1 protein-coding gene is annotated in these 290 nt (G+C 52.1%); it reads right to left on the reverse strand.

The window, feature by feature from the left end:
- The coding region (locus PZH32_RS13725) for a hypothetical protein (protein WP_428994066.1) at positions 1-290 on the reverse strand (290 nt) is incomplete at both ends.

Genomic DNA, 290 nt, shown 5'->3' on the forward strand with positions numbered 1-290 from the left:
CTTTTCGTGCTTCTCATAGCTCTTGACAGCCTTTTCCAGAACAGAGATTTCAGCGGTAAGCTCGGACTGTTCCTTTTCGTATTGAGCGTCCAGAGTGGCGTATCTGCTGTCGGACAGCTTTCCTAAAATGTTGTCCTCATAGATTTTACAGAGCAGGACTTCCAGCTCGGAAACTCTCTGCTTTGCGGTGGCAAGGCGTGTCCGCTGCTTCCTGACCTCTGTGGTCTGCTGGCTGGATTGCGCTTCCTGCACCACACGGACAAACTCGGCTCGGTCATGCTTGGCATACT

The sequence above is a fragment of the Adlercreutzia equolifaciens genome (genome assembly GCF_029076695.1).
Lineage (GTDB): Bacteria > Actinomycetota > Coriobacteriia > Coriobacteriales > Eggerthellaceae > Adlercreutzia > Adlercreutzia equolifaciens_A.